Below are 19,577 nucleotides of genomic sequence, written 5' to 3'. Positions count from 1 at the left end.
CTAAAGAAGCCCAGCTCAGAAGAGCTGGGCTTTTTGCTTTGCGCGGCGGAAGTGGTGGTGGGGTGCAGAACAGAAGCAAACCCAGCCCAGCCCCAAACCCAAGCAAAACATAGCGGACAGCAGCACCGTGGGCCAGCCGCGCCCAAGCCAGCGGCGCAAATCCAACCCCAAAACAAAGCCCAGCTACGCTGGGCTTTGTTTTATCAGATGCCATTTGAAGATTATGGGGAGTATTCTGCTGGAGGCTATGGAAATAATAGGCTCTGAGCAGATACCCTCTATCATGCAGGTCAATGATGGCACTGATTTGTATCTATTTGATTGAGATGGCTCGTTAGCCCCTCGCCACAGAAGTTCCTTCAACAATTAACATCGCTCTTGGCTATCACTGGCATCGCCCTCTCCTTATAATGCCGGATATTGATGCACTGCTGGCCCTTGATGTGGCCGATGAGAATACGATGCAAAACTATCCCACGCCCGACTTTGAACAAAAAATAGTCGCCCCTGCTGATTTAGCGGCGCATTTGGCCGCCCTGCCAAAACCAGTAGTTTTTACCAATGGCTGCTTTGATATTCTGCACCGCGGCCATGTTACCTATTTGGCACAGGCCCGTGCGCTGGGTGGCAGCCTGGTGGTAGCGCTGAATACGGATGCTTCGGTGCGCCGCTTGGGGAAGGGTGATGACCGCCCGATTAATCCGCTGGAAAACCGTGCGGCCGTGATGGCTAGCCTCGAGTCGGTGACGCTGGTGACCTGGTTTGATGAAGATACTCCGCTCAATCTGATCGAGATGGTGCAGCCGGATGTTTTGGTGAAAGGGGGGGACTGGGCTCCCGAGGCGATGGTAGGAAGTCGTGAAGTGCTCGCGCGAGGTGGCGCGGTGCATTCGATTCCATTCCGTTTTGCGACTTCAACCACGCAAACCCTGCAAAAAATCCGGGGGGCCTAAATGGAGCTCGAACGGCATAATCTCTTAGCCAAGCTGATTCATGATGTGAATCAGCTGGGTTTTGCACACCCGCAGATCATTACGCAGGGCATTTTGCTGCTCTTGTGCTGGGGGCTGGCCTACTGGGTATCGCGCCGTATTTTGCGCTCTTCGACCATTGCGGGCATGCGCTGGAAAACGGGTGAAGATGGTCTGCGCCGCATTCTTTTCCCCGTGCTCGCGCTGATCTTGGTGAGTGTTAGCAATTTAACCTTATCGCTGCTGGAAGGGCATGTGAATTCGCTGCTGCGAGTGGCCAATTTGCTGATGCTGGCGATGGTGAATATTCGGCTGCTGGTGTATGTGATTCGCCGGGTTTTCCAAGATGCCAAATGGGTGCAGCAATGGGAGAAATACATCGCGCTGGTGATTTGGGGCCTGTATGTCTTGCATGTGGTCGGTATTCTGCCGGAAGTGCTGCAAACCCTTGATGAAATCAGTTTTAACGCCGGCAAAGTGCATATTTCGGTGCTCACCGTGTTGCAAGGCTTGCTCTCGGTAGGGGCGACCTTGTTGCTGGCGATGTGGGCTGGGCGCACGATTGAAGCCCGCTTAATGGCCACCGATGTGATGGAAATGAACGTCCGCGTTGTGCTGGTGAAAGTGATGCGCTCGGTGCTGGTGGTGCTGGCCGTGTTGCTGTCTCTCTCGCTGGTGGGCATCGATCTCACGGTACTGTCGGTGTTTGGTGGTGCGCTGGGTGTGGGTTTGGGTTTTGGTTTGCAAAAGATCGCCTCGAATTATGTGTCGGGCTTTATCATTTTGCTGGATCGCTCCATCAAAATGGGCGACCTGATTACCGTGGATAACCGCCAAGGTGTGATCAGCGGCCTCACTTCGCGCTATATCGTGCTCAAAGCGGCGGATGGGACTGAATCGCTAGTTCCGAACGACACGCTGATTACCCAAACCGTGGTTAATCAATCGTATAACGATCGCTCGGTGTGGGTCGGTTTGCCGGTATCGGTGGCGTATGATTCCGATCTAGAGCTGGTCATGAAGATTATGGTGGATGTGACTAAAGACAATCCACGTATTCTGCCGCACCCCGCGCCGGGAGCGTTTGTCACGGCTTTTGCCGATAGCGGGATTAATCTCACGCTCGGTTTCTGGCTGGCCGACCCTGAAAACGGGCAGATGGGACTCAAATCCGAGCTCAATCTAAGTATCTGGCGTGCCTTTAAAACCCATGGCATCGAGATCCCTTATCCACGGCGCGATGTCATGATCTTGCCGCCTGCCGGCCAGCCGGCAGAGGCGCCGAAGAATTCTGCAGCGCCTGAGGTTTCTGCGTAAAATCAGCACAGAGGCCACCCATCGGTGGCCGGCTTGAGGAATAAGAAGTATGTCTTGGTTGAATGGTTGGATTGATTTGCCGTGGTGGGGATATATCCTCGTTACGCTGGGTTTAACACACATCACGATTGCCGCGGTCACGATCTTTTTGCATCGCCACCAAGCGCACCGCGCGCTGGATTTGCATCCGCTGATCAGTCACTTTTTCCGGTTCTGGCTCTGGCTAACTACGGCTCAGATCACCAAGGAATGGGCGGCCATTCACCGCAAGCATCACGCCAAATGTGAAACCGCCGAAGACCCGCATAGCCCGCAGGTGTTGGGGCTAAAAAAAGTCTTCTGGGAAGGCTGGGAGCTGTATCGCGCCGAAGCCAAAAATCAGGAAACGCTACAAAAATACGGCCATGGCACGCCCGATGACTGGATTGAGCGCCATTTGTATACCCCGCATAGCGTCTGGGGGCCAACGACCATGGCGGTCTTGGATTTGCTGCTATTTGGTGTGAACGGCATCTGGATCTGGGCCGTGCAAATGATGTGGATTCCGATCATGGCGGCCGGGGTGATTAATGGTATTGGTCACTTCTGGGGCTATCGCAATTTCGAATGTGAAGATGCCTCTACCAATCTGGTGCCGTGGGGGATTTTGATCGGCGGCGAAGAGCTGCACAACAATCACCACACCTTCGGTACCTCGGCCAAGCTGTCGTATAAGTGGTTTGAGTTTGATATTGGCTGGCTGTATATCCGCACGCTGGCCTTCTGCCGCTTGGCCACTGTGCGCAAAGTAGCGCCCAAGCTCAAACAAGGCACTGCCCGGCCGGTGTTTGACGAGTTGGCCGTACAGGCCGTAATCGCCAATCGTTACGCCATCGCCGCCAGCTACGCGCGCACCTTAAAAGCCACCGTGGCCAGTGAAATCGAGCAATTACGCGCTAATGCCAGCTTGCCAGCGCTCAATTTCAACCCGGTGCGGCAAATGAAAATCTGGCTGAAACAAGACGCCAAAGATACTCCGGTGGCGGAGCAGACCAGCTTGCAGGCACTGCTGGCGCAAAGCGCGGTGCTCACACAGGTGTATCAGATGCGCCAAGAGCTTACCCGCATTTGGGAGCGCTCAACGCTGACCCGCGCTGAGCTGGTTGAACAGCTGCAGGATTGGTGCCAACGCGCCGAAGCCAGCGGGATCAAGGCGCTAGCCGACTTCTCGCTCAGGCTGCGGGCCGTGGCTTAAGCCAGCCAATTTATCCGGGCGAGCTGCGGCTCGCCTTTTTTCATCGTTCGCTTTTTATTCTCACAAGGAATGTCATGATGTCATCGATTCAGCGTTATCACGTTGGCCCTCGTCTGTGCGAAACCGTCGTGCACAACAATACCGTGTATCTTGCCGGCCAGATTGCCGAAAACCTCGATAAAGACGCCCTCGGGCAAACCGAAGAAGTGCTCGGCTGCATTGATAAGCTACTGGCCGAAGTGGGCTCGGATAAAAGCAAAATTTTGCAGGTGACAATTTTCCTCACCGACATGGCTGATTACGATGCTATGAATCAGGCCTGGTCTGCCTGGGTGCCAGCTGGCCACACCCCCGCGCGCGCCACGGTGCAGGCCAAATTGGCCGATCCACGTTATCTGGTGGAAATGACCGTGATTGCTGCGCTGTAATACCTATTTGGGGTATTGCCATCTAAGCTAATTTTGATAATGCTTGCAGGGTGATACCCTGATAAGGAACTGCAATGCCGATGCTGCTGGCCTATCTGGCCACTTGGGAGCCGTATGCTTTTGAGTCATTGCCGGTCGAAAAACTGAGCCATCTTTGCTATGCCTTTGCGGTGATTCGCGATGGAGAGCTTGATTTGCCGGGCGCATTCAGTGGCGATGCCGCCGCCTTGGCGCAGCAAGAGGCGGTCATGCAGCAAATGCTCGCGCTGCGTGCGCGCAATCCGGCATTGCAGATCTTGATTTCGGTGGGGGGCTGGAGCGCCGATGGCTTCTCCGATGCCGCGCTCACCGCCGAATCGCGCGCCAAGCTGGTGGCTTCGGGTTTGGCCTTTATCCGCCGCTATGGGCTGAATGGGATTGATCTGGATTGGGAATACCCTAGCAACGATATGGCCGGCATTCGCGCCCGCCCGCAAGATCGGCAAAACTTCACCCTGCTACTACAAGACTTTCGCCAGGCACTCGATGCCGAATCGTGCAGCGCAGCCCGACCGGCGGCACGCCCGTATTTGCTGAGCATCGCCGCGGGTGCGGGGCAGTATTATCTCGATGGGGTGGAGATCGGACCAGTGGCCGCGGCCTGCGATTTTATCAATCTGATGACCTACGATTTTTACAATGGCTGGGCCACGCGGGCCGGTCATCATGCCAATTTATACCCCCCTGCCCACGAGCCCACGGCCGATAGTGCGGCGGGGGCGGTGGCGCTGTATGTGGCCAATGGCGTGCCGCGCGAGAAATTAGTGTTGGGTTGCCCGTTGTACGGCCGCAGCCTGCAAGGTGTGGCGGCGCCCGGCTTGGGCGCAGCAGGGCAGGCCGGCAGCAATGCGGCGCCGGGCTTTGCCAAAATTCGCCCCCTGCTGGCTGATGGGCGCTGGCAGCAGCAGCGCGATCCGGTCGCGCGGGCGCCGTGGCTGTACGATGGCGATACCTTTATCAGCTATGAAGATGAAATCTCCATCGCCGAAAAAGGCGCCTTTGCGCGGGCAGAGGGGCTAGCCGGGGCGATGTTCTGGGAGTTGAGCGAGGATGATGACCAACGCTTGCTCACTGCACTGCATGCCGCGCTGTATGCTGAGCAGGGGTATTGCCTTTGAATTCAAATAATACAAGCTCTAGCGGCCAATACGGTGTGGGGTATCTGGCTGGGGCGAGCGATTTTGCCCAGCTGGTCACCCCATTTGGGGGCCTTGCCCTGTGGGCCAATGCGCAGGCGCTATTGCGGGTGGAGTTTCTGTTGGAGGCGCCGCCAGCGGTGGCGCCCAGCGGCGCGATCTTGCAAGACGCCGTGCGCCAGCTGGAAGCCTATTGGCATAACCCGCATTTCACTTTTACTTTGCCCCTGCTGAGTGTCGGGACTGCGCATCAGCAACAAGTGTGGGCTGCGATGCAGCGTATCCCAGTGGGGCAAACGCGCAGCTATGGTGAGCTGGCGCGTGAGCTACAATCCAGCTCCTTGGCGGTGGGGACGGCCTGTGGGCGCAACCCGTATCCGGTGATTATTCCCTGCCATCGGATTCTGGGCGCCAAGGGTTTAGGCGGTTTTAACGCCCAGCGGGATGGGCGCGACTGGTTACCGATCAAGCGCTGGCTGCTGGCGCACGAGGGCGTGCGCTAATGGTGGATGCCGCGAGTGATGTTGATGTCAGTACGGCAGACGAGCAGGCCAGCGCTGTGGCCGCCGCTACTGCTCTGATTGATGCGTTTTTGGATGGCATCTGGCTGGAAGAAGGGCTGGCGCGCAATACCATTGACAGCTACCGGCGCGATTTGCTGATCTGGGCGCAATGGCTGGCACAGGAGCGCGGGCAGCATGATGTATTGCAGGTTGATCGCGATACCGTGCAGGCTTTTCTGGCGCGGCAGGCGCGGGATTTGAAAGCGGCGAGCCTTGCGCGGCGGATGGCCAGTTTGCGCAAGTTTTATCAGTACTGGCGGGCCCGAGAGCGGCTGACGCTCGATCCCTGTGCCGAGCTGGTCACGCCCAAGCGGGTGCGACCGCTGCCCAAATCATTGCCCGAAGATACAATCGAAGCGCTGCTGGACGCCCCCGATTTAGATACCCCCGCTGGCTTGCGTGATCGCGCGCTGCTGGAGCTAATGTATGCCACAGGCTTGCGGGTGAGCGAGATGGTGAGCTTACCGCTGAGCCAACTGCATCTGCGTGAGCGCTATCTGCGGGTATTGCACGGCAAGGGCGATAAACAGCGTTTGGTGCCACTGGGCGAGGTGGCCAGCGAGTGGCTGGAGCGCTATTTGCAAACCGCGCGCCCACTGCTGGTGAAACACGCCAGCGAGCCGTGCCTGTTTGTGAATCAGCGTGGCGAAGCGATGACGCGGCAAGGTTGCTGGTTCATCATCAAGCAATATGCCACCGCGGCGGGTGTGGCGGCCAGTCAGCTTAGCCCACACGTTTTGCGGCATGCCTTTGCCACGCATTTGCTCAATCATGGCGCTGATTTACGGGTGGTGCAAAGCTTGCTTGGGCACGCCGATATCACCACCACGCAGATCTACACCCAGGTAGCGGCCGAGCGGCTGAAGTCACTACACCAGCAACACCATCCGCGCGGGTAACACCATCCCCGTTTTCATTTGGCTTTCTTGATGCCTACGGTATGATTTGTTGGCTTGCTATCAGCATTTCATAAGGAGAACGTCAATGGATTCAAGTCTGGTGAATAAGTATCAAGATCTGATCATGGGCTATGTGGCCGAATTCGGGGTGAAAATCCTCGCGGCGATTGCCTTCTGGGTGATTGGCCGTTGGTTGATCGGGGTGGTGGTGCGCTTTGTACAAAGCGGCCTTTCGCGGCAAAAAGTGGATCCAACCGTATTGCGGTATGTGGGCTCGGCCGTTACGGTGTTGCTGAATGTCTTGCTGGTGATCGGTATTCTGGGCTATTTCGGTATTCAAACTACCACCTTTGCCGCCTTGCTGGCCGCCGCGGGTGTGGCGATCGGGATGGCTTGGTCGGGCTTGCTGGCCAACTTTGCTGGTGGTGCGTTCCTGATTGTGTTGCGGCCCTTTAAAGTTGGCGACATGATTTGCGCCGGCGGCGTAACCGGTATCGTGCACGAAGTGGGCCTGTTTGCCACCACCGTGATGACGCCCGACAACGTCTTGACTGTGGTTGGCAACAACAAAATCTTTAGCGACAACATTGCCAACTACAGCGCCAACGCTTATCGCCGTGTGGATCTGAAAGCTCAGCTGTCAGGGGCGGCGGATGCGCCCGCAGCGATTGCGGCGCTGAAAGCGCGCATTGCTCAAGTACCCAATGTACTAGCTGAGCCTGCGGTGGAAGTGGAAATCCTGGATTTCCAGCTGGTAGGCCCTGTGCTGGCGGTGCGCCCGTATTGCCACAATGATCATTACTGGCAAGTGTATTTCGATACCAACCGTGCCATTCTGGAAACCCTGGCGGCCTTCCCGGCGCCAACCCCAGCGCAGCTGGTGACCGTGGTGCAGAAATAAACCCCAGCAATCAGTATTTGCACCCCAATAAAAAACCCGCCGTTTGGCGGGTTTTTTATTACTGACCTTTCCAGATGATCTTCAGAAAATACCCTGTGTGGGTATTAGGCTGGAGCCATTTCTTTTTCAGGGATGGAGAGCGATACCTTGCCATTGTCGTCGATGTCGATGGTAACTTCGCCGCCATTCACCAGCCGGCCAAACAGCAATTCGTCCGCCAGCGCTTTGCGGATGGTGTCCTGAATCAGGCGGGCCATTGGGCGCGCGCCCATTTGCGGGTCGAAACCATGCTGGGCCAGATAATCTTTCAGCGCCGGTGAGAAATGCGCGTCGACTTTCTTCTCGTGCAACTGCGCTTCCAGTTGCATCAGGAATTTGTCGACCACCTGCAGAATGATTTCGTGCGTCAGTGGCGCAAACGGGATAATCGCATCCAGCCGGTTGCGGAATTCCGGCGTGAACATGCGCTTGATTTCCTGCATTTCGTCGCCGGTTTCCTTGCGGGCAGTAAAGCCGATCACCGATTTATTTAGCATTTCTGCGCCCGCATTGGTGGTCATAATGATCACCACGTTGCGGAAATCGGCTTTGCGGCCGTTGTTATCGGTGAGCGTGCCGTGATCCATTACCTGCAGCAGCACGTTGTAGATATCCGGATGCGCTTTTTCGATCTCATCCAGTAGCAAGACCGCATACGGGTGCTTATTGATGGCTTCGGTTAAGAGCCCGCCCTGTTCAAAACCCACATAGCCCGGAGGCGCGCCGATCAGTCGGCTAACCGCATGGCGCTCCATATATTCGGACATATCAAAGCGGATCAGCTCAATGCCCATGGTGTACGCGAGCTGACGGGCCACTTCGGTTTTACCGACCCCGGTCGGGCCACTAAACAGGAAGGAGCCAATCGGTTTTTGCGGGTTACCAAGGCCAGCGCGCGCCATCTTGATCGATGTGGCGAGCACTTCGATGGCCTTTTCCTGCCCGAATACCACGTTTTTCAGATCGCGCTCCAGCGTTTTGAGCGTGTTTTTGTCGTCAGAAGAGACTGATTTCGGTGGAATACGCGCAATTTTGGCGATGATGTCTTCGATTTCGCCTTTACCGATGGTTTTTTTCTGTTTCGAACGCGGCAAGATTTTTTGCGCTGCACCGGCTTCGTCAATCACATCAATCGCTTTATCAGGCAGATGACGGTCGTTGATAAATTTAGCCGACAATTCTGCCGCCGTGGTAAGCGCCGCGGCGGTGTATTTCACGCCGTGGTGGCTTTCAAATTTATCTTTCAGCCCTTTTAGAATCTCAATGGTTTGCTCGATCGTCGGCTCTACCACATCGATTTTCTGGAAGCGTCGCGACAGCGCATTGTCTTTCTCGAAAATACCGCGGAATTCACTGTAGGTGGTGGCGCCAATGCATTTGAGCGAACCATTCGACAGTGCGGGCTTCAGCAGATTGGAAGCATCTAGCGTGCCGCCAGAGGCTGCGCCTGCGCCCACCAAGGTATGGATCTCGTCGATAAACAAAATCGCGTTGCGCTCTTCGGAGAGCTGCTTGATGACTGCTTTTAAGCGTTGCTCAAAATCGCCGCGGTATTTGGTGCCGGCGAGCAGGGCGCCCATATCCAGCGTGTATACGGTGGCATCGGCCAACACATCGGGCACATCACCCTCGACGATTTTGCGCGCCAAACCGTCGGCAATCGCGGTTTTGCCCACACCGGCTTCACCCACTAGCAGCGGGTTATTTTTGCGGCGGCGGCACAAAATCTGAATGACGCGTTCCAGCTCATGATCGCGACCAATCAGCGGGTCGATTTTGCCCGCCAAGGCTTGCTGATTCATGTTCTGGGTGTAGTTTTCCAGCGCGCCACCGGTTGGGGTTTCGTTGTCGCCATCTTCATTCTGTTCGCTTTTGGGCGCCGATTGTGGCGCGCTTTGGCTGCTTTTGCTGATGCCATGGGCGATGAAGTTCACCACATCGAGGCGAGTAATGCCTTGCTGATGCAGGAAATAGACAGCGTGGCTGTCTTTTTCGCCAAAAATCGCTACCAGTACATTGGCACCGGTGACTTCTTTTTTGCCGGAAGACTGCACATGCAAAATGGCACGCTGAATCACGCGTTGAAAGCCGATGGTCGGTTGGGTTTCGACTTCGTTGGTGCCCGACACCACCGGGGTGTGTTCGGTGACAAAGTCGCCTAGCTGCCGGCGCAGCTCTTCCAGATTGGCGCCGCAGGCTTTCATCACTTCAATGGCCGAAGGATTATCCAGCAGAGCCAGCAGTAGATGCTCGACTGTGATGTATTCATGGCGCTTTTGCCGCGCATCCATGAACGCCATGTGCAAACTAACTTCGAGTTCTTGGGCGATCATTTTATTTCACCTCCATGATGCATTGCAGCGGATGCTGGTGCGCCCGTGCGTATTGCGTTACATCGGCCACCTTGGTAGCGGCAATGTCTTTCGGGTATGTCCCGCAAACACCACGACCTTCGTGGTGCACTTTCAGCATGATCCGAGTGGCTTGCTCACTTCCCAATCCGAAAAACTGCTGCAACACGTCAATGACAAAGTCCATCGGGGTAAAGTCATCATTGAGCAACACCACTTGCCACATCGGCGGAGGGGCGGTACGAACGTCTGCTTTTTGGAGCTCAGTGTCAAACTGATACGTCTGGGCCATGGGGTTCACTTACCGGAGTTTCACTTTCTATTTTGGCGCGCGCCGCTGTTTTTTCAAGCGTTAACGCCGCGCGACACTGTGAATTATTAATCGGGACATCTCTTGACCGCGATGGTTATTCTCGCGTAAAAAGTGATGCAAGCTTGGTGGAAGCAATTCTAGCAGGCTACCTTTCGGCGCGCTCATTTGAGTGTGAAGCCGATATTTCAGGAATATTTTTTTTAAAGTCTGCAGGGTTCTTAGCTATGGCATTCGGTACTGTTAAATGGTTCAACGATTCTAAAGGTTTTGGTTTCATCACGCCGGACGAAGGTGGTGATGATCTGTTCGCGCACTTCTCGGCAATCAATATGCCAGGCTTCAAAACCCTGAAAGAAGGTCAGCGCGTGACTTTCGAACTGACGCAAGGTCAAAAAGGCCTGCAAGCAGCAAATATCCAGACCGCCTAAGCGTCTGCTTGCTGTAGTCAGATCAGCCCGCCGCTTGGCGGGCTTTTTAATGCCTGGCGTTTCACCCATAAAAAAACCCCGCTAGGCGGGGTTTTTCAATGCAGGCCGTAGCCAGCAATTACATGCGTTCGATCATTGCTTTACCGAAGGCCGAGCAAGACACTTCTTGCGCGTCGTCCATCAGGCGGGCGAAGTCGTAAGTTACGATCTTGTCTTGGATCGCTTTGCCCATTGATTCGATGATCTTGTCCGCAGCTTCAGTCCAGCCCATGTGGCGCAACATCATTTCAGCCGACAGAATCAATGAACCTGGGTTTACTTTGTCTTGGCCTGCGTATTTCGGTGCAGTGCCGTGTGTAGCTTCGAAGCACGCTACATTGTCAGACAAGTTCGCGCCTGGAGCGATACCGATACCGCCTACTTCTGCCGCCAGAGCGTCAGAAATGTAGTCGCCGTTCAGGTTCAGGGTTGCGATTACGTCGTAATCAGCTGGACGCAACAGGATCTGTTGCAAGAACGCGTCAGCGATCACGTCTTTGATCACGATGCCGTTTGGCAGTTGCAACCATGGGCCGCCGTCGATCTCAACGCCACCGAATTCTTTCTTGGCCAGCTCGTAGCCCCAAGTGCGGAACATACCTTCGGTGAACTTCATGATGTTACCTTTGTGTACCAAGGTAACGCTCTTACGGTTGTTGTCGATGGCGTATTGAATCGCTTTGCGAACCAGACGCTCAGTACCTTCTTTCGATACTGGTTTGATGCCGATTGAAGAAGATTCTGGGAAGCGAATCTTGTTCACGCCCATTTCTTTTTGCAGGAATTCGATAACTTTTTTCGCGCCTTCAGAAGTGGCGTCCCACTCGATACCGGCGTAGATGTCTTCAGTGTTTTCACGGAAGATCACCATGTCAACGAGGTCTGGGCGTTTCACTGGCGAAGGTACGCCGTCGAAATAACGTACTGGACGCAGACATACATACAGATCCAGGTTTTGACGCAGCGCCACGTTCAATGAACGGATACCGCCGCCAACTGGCGTAGCCAATGGGCCTTTGATCGATACTACGTATTCTTTCAGTGCATCGAGGGTTTCTTGTGGCAGGTATGAGCCATCAGCGTACAGTTTTGAGGCTTTCTCGCCGCAGTAGATTTCCATCCAGTGGATTTTGCGCGCGTCGCCGTAGCATTTTTTCACAGCTGCATCGACTACATCGATCATAACTGGGGTGATATCCACACCAATACCATCACCTTCGATGAAAGGGATAATTGGATTGTCAGGAGTGGCGAGGTTAGGAACGATTTTCGCGCCGCCTTGTGGTACTTTGATCAGACTCATCGTGCTATTTCCTGTGAAATACAGCCAATTAAAAACGCCTCGCCCCGCTTTATCCTGATTTTTATGCCAGCAGGGGCGAAAAAACGCACTATTATCACAGGTTTGCCGGCGCTCTGCCAAGCCGTTTGGCGACGATGTAGGTTATTATGCCGCTGGTTTCCCCCTTGTTTTGAACGCCCATGCCGCAGCTGATCTTGCTGAACAAACCGTATGGCGTGATTTGCCAATTCACGCCCAGCCCCCCTCATCAATGCCTGGCTGATTATGTGCCGATCAAAGAAGTGTATGCAGCGGGGCGGCTGGATACCGATTCGGAAGGCCTCTTGCTGCTGACCGCGCATGGCGGGCTGATTCACCGCATTACCGATCCGAAACACAAGTTACCTAAAACCTATTGGGTGCAGGTGGAAGGCGTGCCCGATGAGGCCGCGCTGGCAGCTTTGCGTGCCGGTGGCTTGGATTTGGGCGACTTTCGCACGCAGCCAGCGGGGGCCCGGCTGATGGATGAGCCCGCTGGCCTGTGGCCGCGCCAGCCGCCGATTCGCGAGCGGGCGAATATTCCCACCAGCTGGCTGGAAATCATCATCAGCGAAGGCAAAAATCGCCAAGTGCGCCGCATGACTGCCAAGGTGGGGTATCCAACGCTACGCCTTATCCGTTATTCGATTGGAGGCTATACCCTGGATGGTATTGCGCCGGGTACGTTTCAAACCCTCGAAGTCGCGGCGCCACCCGCCCCCAAACCCGCAGCCAAGGCGAGCGCAGGGGTACGCCCGGCTGGGCGACCCAAACAGCGTGGGCGCCGCGGGCCGAATAAAACGCGCTAATCGCCTCTACCCAATTTCCTTACTGCCGCAGCCTTTTGCGCTTGGCGCGGCGAGCGGGTTAATGGGCCGCGTCGGCCGAGGCGCGCACCTGGCTGTTAGGCATCAGTAGCAATAAGGGCAGCACGCAAATCATGGCGATGCCAAACAGCAAAAACAGCTGATCATAGGCCAGCATCAGCGCCTGTTTGTTCACCGTTTGCTGCAGCAGTAGCTGCGAGAGCGTATCCGCGCCAGCCGCCGGCGTGCCGGTGCTGATCAGCCGGGCCTTGAGCTGGGCCAAGCGCTCCAGTGCGGCAAAGCCGCCCAGATGCTCGAGCAGCGCCGCGCCGTGCATTTGCATCAGCTTGGTGGAGAACGTAGCCGATAAGGCAATGCCCACGCTGCCGCCCAACTGGCGGGTGAGGTTGTACAGACCCGTGGCGCTGCCGATCTGGCTGGGCCGCAAATTAGCCATGGTCAGACTATTGAGCGGCATAAAAATCATCCCCAACCCAATGCCGCGCAAGATCAGCGGCCCCATGAAATCTCCCACGCCCGATTGGGTGGTAAAGCCATGGTGTAGCCACATCGAGCCCAGGAAAATACTGGCGCCCAGGCTAATTAAAATACGCGGTGGCATGCCTTTGGCTACCAGCTTGGCCGAGATCGGCATCGTGAGCCCCGAGGCTAGCGCCGAAGGCAGAATCAGCAGGCCGGTTTGCCAGGCGGTATAGCCCATCAAGGTTTGCACATACACCGGAAAAATAAACACGGTAGAAAACAGCGCGCCACCGAGCAAAAAGGTAATGACCAGGCCGGCCGAAAACTGCACATCTTGGCAGACGCGCAAATCGACCAGCGGGTAGCGATGTTCGAGCTGGCGAATGATAAACGCGCCCAGGGCGGCAATGCTGGTGACGCTGTAAATCACGATTTCCCACGAATCAAACCATTCCAGCCGTTCGCCACGCTCCAGCAGTAATTGCAGCGCGGCAATCCCACCGGCCATCAGCGCGAGACCGACAAAATCGATGTGCGTGACCGCCTTGCGCAGCTTGGATTCGGGCACATAAATCAAAGTGAGCAGCAGGGCGGCCATGCCCAGCGGCAGGTTGATATAAAAAATCCATGGCCAGCTGTATTGATCGGTGAGCCAGCCGCCCACTGTGGGTCCCAGCATCGGCCCCAGCATAATGCCCATGCCGAAAATCGCCATGGCGCTGCCCATTTCCTTGCTGGGAAACACCTCGAACAAGGTGGTTTGCGCCGTGGCGATCAGCCCGCCGCCGCCCAAGCCTTGCACAATGCGCCAGAACACCATTTCGGGTAGTGAGCTGGAATTACCGCAGGCGATAGAGGCCACGATAAACAACCCAATCGACAGCACCAGATAATTGCGCCGGCCAAATAAATTGCCCAAAAAGCCGGAGATCGGCAGCACGATGACATTGGCCACCACATAGCCAATCGATACCCAGGTAATTTCATCCAGCGTGGCGCCCAGCGTACCCATCATGTGCGGGATCGCCACATTCACAATGCTGGTGTCTAGTAATTCCAGCACGCAGGCCAGTGTGACCGTGAGCGCAATAATGTAGCGATGCTGGTGGATGCTGGCATCGTCGGTCGAGCGCGAGAGGCCCGGCAAGATGGCTTTCATGGCTATTTAGTCCGGATCGTCACTTCAACCGACATGCCGGGGCGCAAATTGGCGCCCGCAGGCAGCGGATCGAGCTTGATCTTCACCGGCACCCGCTGCACGACTTTGGTGAAGTTGCCAGTGGCATTGTCGGGCGGCAGCAGTGTAAAGCGCGCGCCGGTGGCGCCGCTGAATGAATCCACTTTGCCGGTCAGGATCTGGCCATCGGCATCGACTTTGATTTCCACGCTTTGGCCCGGGCGCACGGCGGCGGTTTCGGTCTCTTTGAGATTGGCAGTCACCCACAGATCATCGGTTTTCACCAGATACATCAGCGTTTGCCCGGCCTGAATCATCTGCCCCGGCTCGACGTTTTTCTTGCTCACCACGCCGGCCATCGGCGCTTTCACTTGCGTATCGGTCAGCTGATTTTGCGCCAGCGCCAGCTGTGCTTGCGCGGCCAGCGTTTTAGCTTCGGCGGATTTGAGCCCGGCGCTGGAGACCGCTACTTGCTGCGCGGCAGCGGCGGCCTGCTCAGCCGTGGCGCGTTGCTGGGCGATTAGGGTGGCGATGCGCGCTTGCGCGACTTGCAGCGCAGTGCGGGCGTTATCCAGCTGGGCCTGGCTCACCATTTTCTGCGCGGCGAGCTCTTGCGCCCGGCGCAGATCGGCTTGGGCTTTCTCGGCATTGGCGCGCGCTTCGCTAATCGCTTGCTCGGCGGCCTGCCGCTGCGCTGCTGCTGCGGCGGCGGTGGCATTGGCGGCGCCGATCTTGGCTTGCGCCTCGCCACCGCCACGCTGCCCACCCGAGGCGCTGAGCGCATTTTGCACTTCGGCCTGCGCTTGCAGCACTTTGGCCTGATAGTCGCGCGGATCAAGCTGAACCAGCAGGCCGCCCGCGGCCACCGGCTGATTATCATTGACCGCTACGGTTTGCACATAGCCGCCCACGCGGGCGGAAATCGGCACAATATGGCCTTCGAGCTGGGCGTTATCGGTGCCGACATGGCCGCTTGCCCACCAGAGGCGATAGCCAATAATGCCGGCCGCCAGCAGCAAAATACCGCCCAGAATCAATCGGCCTTTGGTTTGACGGGGAGTAGCTTCGGTTGTGCTCATGCGGTTTCTCCGGCAGGGCGCAGCAGGCCATGCATCAGCAGATCCAGCTGGCATTCGGCGTGTTGCAATAAATTGGTCAGGCCCAAATCGGCCGTGGTAAAGGTGTGGCGCAGAATATTGGCGTACAGCAGGGGGGCGATAATGATGCGGGGTATATGCACCAGATCCATGTTTCTGAATTCACCGCTGGCCATACCCTCGGAGAGTATCTGGCGCAGGGTTTGGTAAGTGGGCTCAATCACTTCGCTTTCGTAAAAGCGCGCCAGCTCGGGGAAATTCCCGGCTTCGGCGATCATCAGCTTGGAAATACTACCCCCGCAGTTTTCCAGCGCTTCGGCCACACCGCGCAGCACCATGCTGAGGCAATCGCGGCGCGAGCCGCGAAATTGCGCCACCAGCTCATGCATGCGCGCCAGATTGGGCAAGATGCGCTCTTGCACCACGGCTTTAAACAGCGCCTCTTTGCTGGGGAAATACAAATACACGGTGCCTTTGGTGACGCCGGCGGCGGCGGCGACTTCATCAATGCGCGTGGCGGTAAAGCCTTTTTGGTGAAAAAGCTGGATCGCCGCGGCGATAATTTCATCGGGGCGGGCGGCTTTACGGCGCTGATTACGGGGGCTAGGGTTCATCATCTGGTGCTTAATAACTGACTGGTTAGTTATTAAATCGCCGCAGGCGGCGAGCGTCAAATGAATTTTTGTTAAATTTTGCGCCGCTGCGCTGGGCGGAGGTGGCTGGCCGTGGGGGGAGGAAATCAGGTAAAATCAAGCGCTTGTCGACGCAAGGATAAGCCCCGAAGATGTGGAAGCCCAATACCACCGTCGCCGCCATCATTGAACAAGATGGCCGCTTTTTGCTGGTGGAAGAGCGCATTCTAGGCGCGCTCAAACTCAATCAGCCCGCCGGGCATGTGGATGCCAACGAATCCATCGTGGCCGCCTGCCAGCGCGAAACGCTGGAAGAAACCGCCTACCATTTCACCCCGACCGCACTGGTGGGAATTTACCAGTGGAGCGTGCCGGGCTCGGATCTCACCTACCTGCGCTACGCCTTTAGTGGCGAGCTGGGCGCGCACGATGCCACGCGGCAGCTCGGCCTCGCGGATGAAGGCATTGAAGCCGCAGTGTGGCTGAGCCGTGATGAAGTGCTGGCGCGGCAAGCCGAGCATCGCAGCCCGCTGTTGCTGGCCTGCATCGACGATTATCTGGCCGGGCGGCGCTATCCGCTTGAGCTTCTTCGTGATTTTGATCACGACCCCGCATTAAATGGAACGCAGTCATGAGCAGCAAAATTGTAGTAGGCCTCTCTGGTGGGGTGGATTCCTCAGTTACCGCGCATTTACTCAAAGCGCAAGGCTATGAAGTGCATGGCGTCTTCATGCAAAACTGGGAAGACGACAACAACGATGAATACTGCTCGATCAAAGAAGACAGCATGGACGCGATTGCCGTGGCCGATCTGCTGGGCATTGATATCGAGCTTGTGAATTTCGCCGCCGAATACAAAGACCGCGTATTTAGTCATTTCCTGACCGAATACTCGGCCGGCCGTACGCCGAACCCGGATATTCTGTGTAATAGCGAAATCAAATTTAAATCGTTTCTGGAATACGCAATCAAGCTCGGTGGCGTCAAGCTTGCAACGGGGCATTACGCAAAAACCCGATTAAGAGCAGACGGCCGCACCGAAATGCTGCGTGCCGCCGATCAAAGCAAAGATCAAACGTATTTTCTATATCGCCTAAGCCAAGAACAAATCTCGCACGCGGTATTTCCGCTCGGGGATTTGCTCAAATCCGAAGTGCGGGTCATCGCCGAGCAAATTAATTTGCCCAACGCCAAGAAAAAAGATTCCACCGGCATTTGTTTCATTGGCGAGCGGCCGTTCCGTGAATTCTTAAATCGCTATTTGCCGAAAAAGCCGGGTGCGATGGTCACGCCGGAAGGCAAGGTGATGGGTGAACATCAGGGCCTGATGTACTACACGCTCGGTCAGCGGCAGGGCCTCGGTATCGGCGGTACCAAAGGCAGCGCCGAGCCGTGGTTTGTGGCCGGCAAAAACATGGAGCGCAACGAGCTGATCGTGGTGCAAGGCCATGATCACCCGCTGCTACTTAATCCGGTGGTGGTGGCGAAAGATTGCTCCTGGATTCTGGGTGAGTCCCCGGCCGAAGGCCGCTACACCGCCAAAACCCGCTACCGCCAACCCGACAGTGCCTGCACGCTGACGCTCATCGAAGGCGGCGTGCAGCTGGTATTCGACGAGCCACAATGGGCGGTAACGCCGGGGCAATCGATGGTGCTGTACCGTGACGAAGTTTGCCTGGGTGGTGGGATTATTCAGTAAGGCAAATGATCGCGGGAGTATTGCTCGGTATTTATTGATTTTAAATGGCTACATGGCAATACCCAGGTTGGGCATGTGAAACCGCTGGCGATGCTGGCGGTTTTTTTATGAGGGGTTAGCGGTGCGAACTGTGGTGGAGTTTTGTCGAAGTCATTGATCGCGCGTCCTGCTAGCTGCGGCTTTGTTGCCGCGTTAGTAGACAAAAACCCGCGTTGCCGCGGGTTTTGTTTTAATCCATTCACTTCGGTTTACTGTTCCACGGCCGGTTGATCCCACGGTAGTGGTACGGCGATGTCGTTGAGGATGAATTTGCCGCCTTTGAGCGAGGCTTTGGCGGATAAGAGATCGCCATTCACCCGAATCAGGTTTTGCTCGGCCAGCTTGCTGATCTGGCCTTCTACAAATTGGCCGGCCAGATAGTCGATGTCGGCGTGGCTAACGTCGCCATCAGGGTTGGCGCTGGCAAACATATTGCGCGCTTGCCACATCACTAGGGTTTCAACCACTTTGCGCGGGATGGTGAAATCGGCTTTGGCGTCGAGCTTATTCACTAGATCCACCGGTTTATCCAAGTCGGCGGGCACAAAGCCTTTGAGCCCCACCGAGCCGGCAAATTTGATGGCGCCATCAGGTAGTTTGACTTCCAGCTGTTTGATCGCAAATTGCGGGTCGTTTTGCAGCAGCGGCAGGCCTTGCTCGCGGGCGAGTTTGGTGAGAGCTTCGGTGAGCTGCTCGCGGTTGAGTTTTTGTTTTTGCAGCTTGGTCAGCTCATCGCTGATGGTGGCCAGTGTTTTGCCGTGCAGGTGATTGGCTTCGGCGATCATGATGGCCGGGCCATAGGGTTTGTCATTCAGCGTGAGCTTGCTCAGATCGATCTGGGCGCTGCCGTTGATGAATTCACCGCTTTCGTTCACTTTGCCTTGGTAAACGAGGTTTTCCAATTTGAGCTTGATCGGGTTGCCTTCGCGCATATCGAGGTCAAACTGGCCGACTTTGGCCAGATTGGTGCCGATCATGATGCCATTGGCGCCTTTGCTCTGGTTGAGGTTGATACTCAAACCTTGCAGCGCGAATGAACCTTTGGCTTTGGCTTCGCCCGAGAGGCCTGGGGCGGTGAGATCGAATTTCACCCGATTAAAATCGCCGCCGTAGTCGAGCGTGGCATTCAGGCCTTGCCATTTGGCTTTTACGCCCGAGAGCGCTTCTTCGTAATCAAAGCCCGGCACGCTGATTTTCATCACGCCATCATCGTTAAAGCTGATGCGGTTTTCGATCTGAATGGGTTTTTGTTCGCCGAAAAACTTGGTGAGGAATTTCTGCGTTTCTGGCGAGTATTTAAATTCGGTGGTGACCACAGCCTTGTAGGGCAGCGGGTTGAGCTTGGTCAGCAGCGGCAACGGGCCGTGCTGAATATGATTGGTGTAGGTCACTTCAAACGTCGGCAGCGTTTCGCCTTCTTTTTCGACGATAAAGCGATACAGCTCAGGGTTGACTTGCAGCGTGGTGGTTTCGGTGGAGCTGAGCCAGCCTTTTTCGTAGCTATGCGCTTTTACGATGAAATAGGGCAGATTGCTGATCCAGGCATGCTGTTTTTGCATGGTCTGTTCCACCGCGTCGCCGGCCACATAGCTGCCGCCGAAATAGCCGCCGCCCAGTAGGACGATGCCCAGTGCACTGCCTGCAATGACTTTCCGTTTCACCGTT

20 protein-coding genes are annotated in these 19,577 nt (G+C 56.1%); 13 read left to right on the top strand and 7 right to left on the bottom strand.

Annotated features, from left to right (window positions below):
* The 9 genes from QV747_RS14390 to QV747_RS14350 all read left to right on the top strand — a co-directional run.
* A partial coding sequence (locus QV747_RS14390) for a hypothetical protein (RefSeq protein WP_273431861.1) occupies positions 1 to 267 on the top strand: 267 nt, incomplete at its 5' end.
* A 194-nt stretch (positions 268 to 461) separates the two neighbouring features.
* A complete protein-coding gene (gene rfaE2, locus QV747_RS14385; RefSeq protein ID WP_273431863.1) occupies positions 462 to 953 on the top strand; it encodes a D-glycero-beta-D-manno-heptose 1-phosphate adenylyltransferase in 492 nt (163 codons plus the stop codon).
* Positions 954 to 2,288 carry a mechanosensitive ion channel family protein gene (locus QV747_RS14380; protein WP_273431865.1) on the top strand — a complete coding sequence of 445 codons (1,335 nt, stop codon included), beginning with the start codon at positions 954 to 956 and terminating at the stop codon, positions 2,286 to 2,288.
* A 49-nt stretch (positions 2,289 to 2,337) separates the two neighbouring features.
* Positions 2,338 to 3,522 (top strand): transposase, encoded by a 1,185-nt coding sequence (locus QV747_RS14375; RefSeq protein WP_273431867.1) that lies wholly within the window; start codon positions 2,338 to 2,340, stop codon positions 3,520 to 3,522.
* A gap of 77 nt (positions 3,523 to 3,599) precedes the next feature.
* Complete coding sequence (locus tag QV747_RS14370) at positions 3,600 to 3,950, top strand: RidA family protein (protein WP_028449783.1); 351 nt, start codon at positions 3,600 to 3,602, stop codon at positions 3,948 to 3,950.
* A 74-nt stretch (positions 3,951 to 4,024) separates the two neighbouring features.
* Positions 4,025 to 5,107, top strand: a complete 1,083-nt coding sequence (locus QV747_RS14365) for a glycoside hydrolase family 18 protein (protein ID WP_273431870.1) — start codon at positions 4,025 to 4,027, stop codon at positions 5,105 to 5,107.
* Complete coding sequence (locus QV747_RS14360; protein WP_273431873.1) at positions 5,104 to 5,628, top strand: methylated-DNA--[protein]-cysteine S-methyltransferase; 525 nt, start codon at positions 5,104 to 5,106, stop codon at positions 5,626 to 5,628. The genes QV747_RS14365 and QV747_RS14360 overlap by 4 nt, the downstream gene beginning before the upstream one ends.
* Positions 5,628 to 6,587 carry a site-specific tyrosine recombinase XerD gene (gene xerD / locus QV747_RS14355; protein ID WP_273431876.1) on the top strand — a complete coding sequence of 320 codons (960 nt, stop codon included), beginning with the start codon at positions 5,628 to 5,630 and terminating at the stop codon, positions 6,585 to 6,587. Before QV747_RS14360 ends, xerD begins: the two co-directional genes overlap by 1 nt.
* 85 nt (positions 6,588 to 6,672) lie before the next feature.
* Positions 6,673 to 7,488, top strand: a complete 816-nt coding sequence (locus QV747_RS14350) for a mechanosensitive ion channel family protein (RefSeq protein WP_047393569.1) — start codon at positions 6,673 to 6,675, stop codon at positions 7,486 to 7,488.
* 104 nt (positions 7,489 to 7,592) lie between these two features.
* On the opposite strand, the gene clpA is transcribed toward QV747_RS14350, so the two are convergent.
* Both clpA and clpS read right to left on the bottom strand, forming a co-directional pair.
* Positions 7,593 to 9,860 (bottom strand): ATP-dependent Clp protease ATP-binding subunit ClpA, encoded by a 2,268-nt coding sequence (clpA, locus tag QV747_RS14345; RefSeq protein WP_273431879.1) that lies wholly within the window; start codon positions 9,858 to 9,860, stop codon positions 7,593 to 7,595.
* 1 nt (position 9,861) lies between these two features.
* Positions 9,862 to 10,170: an ATP-dependent Clp protease adapter ClpS gene (gene clpS, locus QV747_RS14340; protein WP_028449788.1), complete on the bottom strand. Its 309-nt coding sequence runs from the start codon at positions 10,168 to 10,170 to the stop codon at positions 9,862 to 9,864.
* A 245-nt stretch (positions 10,171 to 10,415) separates the two neighbouring features.
* On the opposite strand from clpS, the gene QV747_RS14335 reads away from it, so the two are divergent.
* The gene (locus tag QV747_RS14335; protein ID WP_028449789.1) at positions 10,416 to 10,619 is read left to right on the top strand and encodes a cold-shock protein; all 204 of its coding nucleotides are present in this window, start codon (positions 10,416 to 10,418) and stop codon (positions 10,617 to 10,619) included.
* Positions 10,620 to 10,737: 118 nt separating this feature from the next.
* Here the strand turns inward: QV747_RS14335 and icd are convergent, their stop codons facing one another.
* A complete protein-coding gene (gene icd / locus QV747_RS14330) occupies positions 10,738 to 11,961 on the bottom strand; it encodes an NADP-dependent isocitrate dehydrogenase (RefSeq protein ID WP_028449790.1) in 1,224 nt (407 codons plus the stop codon).
* Positions 11,962 to 12,140: 179 nt separating this feature from the next.
* On the opposite strand from icd, the gene QV747_RS14325 reads away from it, so the two are divergent.
* Complete coding sequence (locus tag QV747_RS14325) at positions 12,141 to 12,788, top strand: pseudouridine synthase (protein WP_273431883.1); 648 nt, start codon at positions 12,141 to 12,143, stop codon at positions 12,786 to 12,788.
* Between the two features lie 58 nt (positions 12,789 to 12,846).
* Here QV747_RS14325 and QV747_RS14320 read toward each other — a convergent pair whose 3' ends face one another.
* Genes QV747_RS14320 through QV747_RS14310 form a run of 3 tightly spaced genes read right to left on the bottom strand, consistent with a single transcriptional unit; the run spans position 12,847 to position 16,159 of the window.
* A complete protein-coding gene (locus tag QV747_RS14320) occupies positions 12,847 to 14,427 on the bottom strand; it encodes a DHA2 family efflux MFS transporter permease subunit (RefSeq protein WP_273431886.1) in 1,581 nt (526 codons plus the stop codon).
* A 2-nt stretch (positions 14,428 to 14,429) separates the two neighbouring features.
* Positions 14,430 to 15,524, bottom strand: a complete 1,095-nt coding sequence (locus tag QV747_RS14315) for an HlyD family secretion protein (RefSeq protein WP_273431889.1) — start codon at positions 15,522 to 15,524, stop codon at positions 14,430 to 14,432.
* Positions 15,521 to 16,159 carry a TetR/AcrR family transcriptional regulator gene (locus QV747_RS14310; RefSeq protein ID WP_273431890.1) on the bottom strand — a complete coding sequence of 213 codons (639 nt, stop codon included), beginning with the start codon at positions 16,157 to 16,159 and terminating at the stop codon, positions 15,521 to 15,523. Before QV747_RS14310 ends, QV747_RS14315 begins: the two co-directional genes overlap by 4 nt.
* Before the next feature lie 167 nt (positions 16,160 to 16,326).
* Between QV747_RS14310 and QV747_RS14305 the strand changes: the two genes are divergently transcribed.
* Both QV747_RS14305 and mnmA read left to right on the top strand, forming a co-directional pair.
* Positions 16,327 to 16,809: an NUDIX hydrolase gene (locus tag QV747_RS14305; protein WP_273431892.1), complete on the top strand. Its 483-nt coding sequence runs from the start codon at positions 16,327 to 16,329 to the stop codon at positions 16,807 to 16,809.
* Positions 16,806 to 17,873: a tRNA 2-thiouridine(34) synthase MnmA gene (gene mnmA / locus QV747_RS14300; RefSeq protein WP_273431894.1), complete on the top strand. Its 1,068-nt coding sequence runs from the start codon at positions 16,806 to 16,808 to the stop codon at positions 17,871 to 17,873. Before QV747_RS14305 ends, mnmA begins: the two co-directional genes overlap by 4 nt.
* 248 nt (positions 17,874 to 18,121) lie before the next feature.
* Here mnmA and QV747_RS14295 read toward each other — a convergent pair whose 3' ends face one another.
* On the bottom strand, positions 18,122 to 19,573 hold the full coding sequence (locus QV747_RS14295; RefSeq protein ID WP_028449796.1) for a YdgA family protein: 1,452 nt from the start codon (positions 19,571 to 19,573) through the stop codon (positions 18,122 to 18,124).
* Between the last annotated feature and the right edge of the window lie 4 nt (positions 19,574 to 19,577).

This window comes from uncultured Chitinibacter sp., from assembly GCF_945957625.1.
Lineage (GTDB): Bacteria > Pseudomonadota > Gammaproteobacteria > Burkholderiales > Chitinibacteraceae > Chitinibacter > Chitinibacter tainanensis.
The sequence above is the reverse complement of the archived record's forward strand: the minus strand, read 5'-3'. Positions and strand labels throughout refer to the sequence as shown.